The organism is Mesorhizobium sp. M1409 (assembly GCF_040317535.1).
GTDB lineage: Bacteria > Pseudomonadota > Alphaproteobacteria > Rhizobiales > Rhizobiaceae > Mesorhizobium.
This window is the reverse complement of sequence record NZ_JAMYKV010000114.1, coordinates 1-5246: the sequence shown is the minus strand read 5'-3', so window position 1 is coordinate 5246 and position 5246 is coordinate 1. Positions and strand designations below refer to the sequence as shown.

At 57.3% G+C, this 5246-nt stretch carries 2 protein-coding genes and 2 pseudogenes; 1 reads left to right on the top strand and 3 read right to left on the bottom strand.

Annotated features, from left to right (window positions below):
- Nucleotides 1–733 precede the first annotated feature (733 nt).
- Nucleotides 734–887: pseudogene (locus tag NKG99_RS35255) on the bottom strand (IS630 family transposase); the annotation flags it as partial.
- Between the two features lie 214 nt (nucleotides 888–1101).
- Here NKG99_RS35255 and NKG99_RS35250 point away from each other — a divergent pair.
- A pseudogene (locus NKG99_RS35250) lies at nucleotides 1102–2443 on the top strand (ISNCY family transposase).
- Between the two features lie 309 nt (nucleotides 2444–2752).
- On the opposite strand, the gene NKG99_RS35245 reads toward NKG99_RS35250, so the two are convergent.
- Entirely contained in the window at nucleotides 2753–3517 is a 765-nt protein-coding gene (locus tag NKG99_RS35245; protein WP_352826316.1) for an SDR family NAD(P)-dependent oxidoreductase, read from the bottom strand.
- Nucleotides 3518–3618: 101 nt separating this feature from the next.
- Nucleotides 3619–5073: a betaine-aldehyde dehydrogenase gene (betB, locus tag NKG99_RS35240; RefSeq protein WP_352826318.1), complete on the bottom strand. Its 1455-nt coding sequence runs from the start codon at nucleotides 5071–5073 to the stop codon at nucleotides 3619–3621.
- Nucleotides 5074–5246 lie beyond the last annotated feature (173 nt).

Below are 5246 nucleotides of genomic sequence, written 5' to 3'. Positions count from 1 at the left end.
GTCGTCGACCTCTTCACCCCAGCCGAATGCGCCAACTACTTCAAAGCCGCAGGATATGAACCGGATTAAACAGGACGTGCTCTAGAACTGTAAATCGGATTCTTGATCCCCTCGTGCCCTCCGTCGGTTTGGATATTCCCGGGGTGAAATACGTCGATATAAAAGCGGGATCTGACCTGTACGACACGATCTTTTCGGCGAAGAGCATAATAGCGTTTTCGCCCCTATTTCGTGGATTGGTGACACGAGCCAACAGTTTCGCAGATGAATCCTTGTCTTTCAAGCAGTTTCACAACGCCAATGCCGATCCATGCAAAATGTGGCTCATTCGTCGTCGCTATTCGCGTCTTGTCCAATGTACAACGAAGGCGAACGGAAAGTGATGGGAATTCGGCACCAAGCACCGCCGCAACTCTTTCGATCGCTTGGAGGGTCATTTTCTGGGTTCTTCCGGCGAGTTTTTTCCTTTGCGGGCAATTTTCCTATAGCGCGTGAGATTGATCAGCCCCTCGCATCGCGAATTTCATCGAGGCCAGCGGTCTTAGACCGCGCTGAAAGGCCGGACATATGACCGCACCTATCCCCCTGGAGGCGCTTGCCTGCGTGGCCGTTCCACATATGTCGCGCTTCTCTATTCGGCGTTTTGAATTCGAGCGCTTTCAAGCTTTCCACGCCGCCGGGGCCTTGATGTCTTTTCGCGAGTCTTGCTTCTCTCCGGGATCGGCACTGGGCCTTGCCGCATGATCTCGACGGTCTCCACGCCGTCGCTGCTCAACAGAATGATCTCGGCGCGCCAAACGTGCTTCTGTGGTGCATTGAGATACCATCAGCGCATTCAAGCGCTGGCGATCAATCGACGAAACGGTGAGGGATTTTGCTGTGCGCATGCGCCAGACTCGCATGCAAACCCGCGAAACGGAATCCCAAGCCGGACTCCTATGTCAGGCGAGAACCACTAGCTAGTTTCCGTCCATAAACGCCAAATCATTGATCTTATTGCTTAAATCGCGATTTTGCGAAGGCAAGGCCCGGCGGTTTCAGGTACACTTTGGTTTCATGCCACTGATTCCAAAGCACAATCTGCAACCGCCGGAGCCGACAATGCGACAAGAACGCACCGTCCAAGCCAGCATATTCGATCTTTTCGCCGCGCACGAGATCGGCCACGAACTGAAGGCGATGTCGCACTGGCTGGACGAGCGCCGCGATCTGCTTGGCTTGGTGGCGCGAGATTTGGGTCGGCACGGCGTCAGGGCCACCGGACGGCAAGGCCTACCTGCTGAAGCGGTCTTGCGTTGCGCGCTTCTCAAGCAATACCGGCAGTTGACCTATCAGGAGCTGGCATTTCATCTGGAGGACTCGGCATCATTCCGGGCCTTTGCCCGCCTGCCGTGGTCCTGGAGCCCGCGGAAGTCGGTGCTGCAAAAGACGATCAGCGCGATCCGGCCCGAGACCTGGGAAGAGATCAATCGGGCGCTGCTGTCGAATGCCCGCCAGGCAAAACTGGAAGATGGTGCGGTCGTGCGGCTGGACAGCACTGTGACCTCGGCACTCATGCACGACCCGAGCGACAGCAGCCTGCTGTGGGACGCTGTGCGGGTCATGGTGCGCCTATTGAAGCAGGCTGATGCCTTGGCCGGTGGCGCCGGCCTGGAATGGCGCGATCATTGCCGCGCGGCCAAGAAGCGCGCCCGCAAGATCCAGTTCACACGCGGCCGACCCGACCGTGTCCAACTCTACCGTGAACTGATCGCGATCGCCTGCGCGACCTTGGCCTATCTGAAGCAGGCGACGGAACGATTGGCCATGGCGAGCACTCCGCTCGTCGAACTCTGGCAAGCCCAACTCTGTCACTATCGGCCGCTGATCGAGCAAATCATCGCACAGAGTGAGCGGCGAGTGCTGGCCGGCGAGCAAGTGCCGGCCGGCGACAAGCTGGTCAGCCTGTTCGAGCCCCATGCCGATATCATCGTCAAAGGCAGCCGCGACACCGAATACGGCCACAAACTCAACCTGACCACCGGCAGGAGCGGCATGATCCTCGATCTGGTGATCGAGGCGGGCAATCCGCGCGACAGCGATCGATTGCTGCCGATGCTGGGAGCGCCACATCGCCTTCTATGGTCACGCGCCGCGGCAGGCGGCGGCCGACGGCGGCTTTGCCAGTCGCGACAATCTGGCTACAGCCAAGACCTTGGGCGTTCGCGACATGGCATTCCACAAGAAAGCCGGCCTCAGGATAGAGGACATGGTTAGAAGCAATTGGGTTTACCGCAAGCTGCGCAACTTCCGTGCCGGCATCGAGGCCGACATCTCATGCCTCAAGCGCGCTTATGGCTTGGCGCGCTGCACCTGGCGCGGCCTTGATCACTTCAAGAGCTACGTCTGGTCCTCGGTCGTGGCCTACAATCTCGTCCTCTTCGCACGTCTCAAACCGACCTGATGCCGAGCCATTGCGCGGGTCAGCAGCCCGCCGGCAGGCGCCGGCTCCATAGCCATGACTAACTTCCGTTCGGCGAGTTCTTTCTGGCGCGATCCATGGGACTTCGCATCGGCCCGGTACCGCAAACGACGTTCTTCCTGTGGCAAACCACTGTAAACGCTCACCAAAATGGGCGTTTATGGACGGAAACTAGCTAGCTTAAGCGATCACCAATTCGACATGCCGCCCAGACTTCTCTTCCGAACATAGGCGTAGCGGAACGTCTACTACAACGGCATCTATCGGGTAGTGAAGAATTCACCAACCCCGTTATGCTACTGGCAGGGGTAGCTTTTTGGTACGGCCGCCATCGATGACATAGACCTGCCCTGTCACAAAGGCACTTTCCTCAGAAGCCAGCCAGAGAGCAAGATTGCCGACATCTGTGGGTTCGCCTAGTCGCCCAATTGGATGCATGGCAAGAAGTTCTCTCCTTATGCGAGCGCTATCGGCCATGCCAGCTACGTAGGCTTCACTTAAATCGGAATTGATCCAGCCAGGCGCAATGGCGTTGCATCGGACGCCTTCGTGGCCGTGGTCTACAGCGACGGCACCCGTGAACCCGTGAATCCCGGCCTTCGAAGCCGAATATGCGGAATGACCCGGGTTAGATGCCAAGCCCTCGATCGAGCCGATGTTGACGATGCTTCCCCTGCCCTGCCTGCGGAAATATGGCATTACCGCCTTCGTCAAAAGAAACGGAGCCTTGAGGTTGATGTCCATCATCAAGTCCCAGTCCGCCTCGGTCATATCGTCGACCGTTTTCTCGAACATGATGCCTGCGTTGTTTATGAGGATATCCAACCCCCCAAAGCGCTCGACGACTTGGTGAACGGCCGAAGCGATGTCCGCAGATTTCGAAAGGTCAGCCCCTACGTGGATAACCCGGTCATTGAGCATTGTCTCAGGCGGAGCGTTCCGCTGTACAATGGCGACGCTGGCCCCCTCCTCGGCGAAGCGCCGGGTGATGCCCGCGCCGATGCCTCTCCCGCCGCCGGTTATGATAGCAATCTTGCCTGCCAGTCTATCAGCCATGGAATTCCTCGGTGGCGGGGTCGCTATCACGGCTATTACGGCCGGAAAGAGCGATACCCCAGGTTAGGGTGAGCCCGCACATGTCGAACCACACTATATTACTAGTAGGGCGCCCGTACATCATTCACCGAAATGTATACTGTTTTTGTTTCGGTGAAATGATTCAACGCATGCTTTGAATTCTCTCGCCCGACGCCGGAAAGTTTTGACCCGCCGAATGGCGCTTCGACCGCGGCCATATTATAGGTATTTACATAACAGGTGCCCGCTTCGAATTTTTGCGCAACGCGATGAGCACGAGTGAGATCCTTTGTGAACACTCCGGCAGCGAGGCCAAATTCGCTGGCATTGGCCCGGGTCATAACCTCCTCTTCAGTTTCAAAATCCAGCACTGACATGACTGGGCCAAAGATCTCCTCGCGAGCTATCGTCATCTCGTCGGATACTTCCGCAAAAACCGTGGGTTCGAGGTAAAAGCCTGGTCTATCCAGCTGCCTTCCTCCGCAAACAAGACGTGCACCTTCTTCGAGTCCCTTGGCGATATAGACCTTGACGATCTCCATCTGGCGCTGGCTAACCATCGGTCCAAAATTTACCTCTGGGTCCATTGGGTCTCCGATCCTTGCGCCGGCTAGCCTGGTCGCAAGCCGCTCGAGAAATGTCGTCTTGACTCCTTTCTGCACAAAAACGCGGGTGCCATTGGAGCAGATCTGCCCTGAGGAGTAAAAGTTCCCTAGGATTGCACCGCTCACCGCGTTGTCGATATCCGCATCATCAAAGACAATCAGTGGTGACTTGCCACCTAGTTCCATTGTGACGTGCTTCATCCCCTCGGCGGCAGCAGCATAGACCTTGCGGCCGGTGCGTACAGATCCAGTCAAGGTGACCTTGGCAACACGGTGATCGGCGACAAGTGCGGCGCCGACGTCGCCGTAGCCCTGCACAACATTGAAGATCCCGCTCGGCGCTCCTGCTTCGACAAATATCTCTGCCAGTTTGAGAGCTGAAAGAGGCGTAGTCTCGGACGGCTTGAATATCATGGCATTCCCGCAGGCAAGTGCAGGAGCAGCTTTTGTGCAGGCAATCTGAATCGGGTAGTTCCACGCGCCAATGCCAAGGCATACTCCGAGCGGCTCTCGGATCGTGTAAGCGAAGTCGCCGTTCGGGAGCGGAATATGCTCGCCCGTGAGCATGCCAGCCAATCCCGCGAAATAGTCCAAGGCATCTGCCCCGGCGCTGGCGTCAGCTACCGTGGTTTCCTGGATCGGTCTGCCTGTGTCATGGGTTTCGATCACCGAGAGGTCGTAGTTTCGGTCACGTAAGATCTCTGCGACCCGACGCAGGATTCGCCCGCGCTCTGTACCGGTCTTAGCGGCCCATTCCCTCTGAGCCGCTTTGGCTGAGGACAGAGCTTGTTCTACGATCTCCGGTGTTGCGGAATGCAGTTTCGCAATCACTTCGCCAGTTGCAGGGTAAACAACCTCAATCACCCTGCCGGCCGCATCTTCTACATATGCGCCGTTAATGAAATGACTGGCCATTGGTTGAAACTGCACTTCGTATCTCCATAGCAATCATTAGCTGTCCGCGGAGCGCTCGTTACTCTGCGCTCGGCGCATCCGCCGGCAGTGGCACTGCAAGAAGGCTGCCCGCGGCCAGACGCCGAGGGCAGCTGTCATTTGGTGGATTAGAGTCCTTCGTAACGGGCGTTAGACTCCTTCAACGCCGC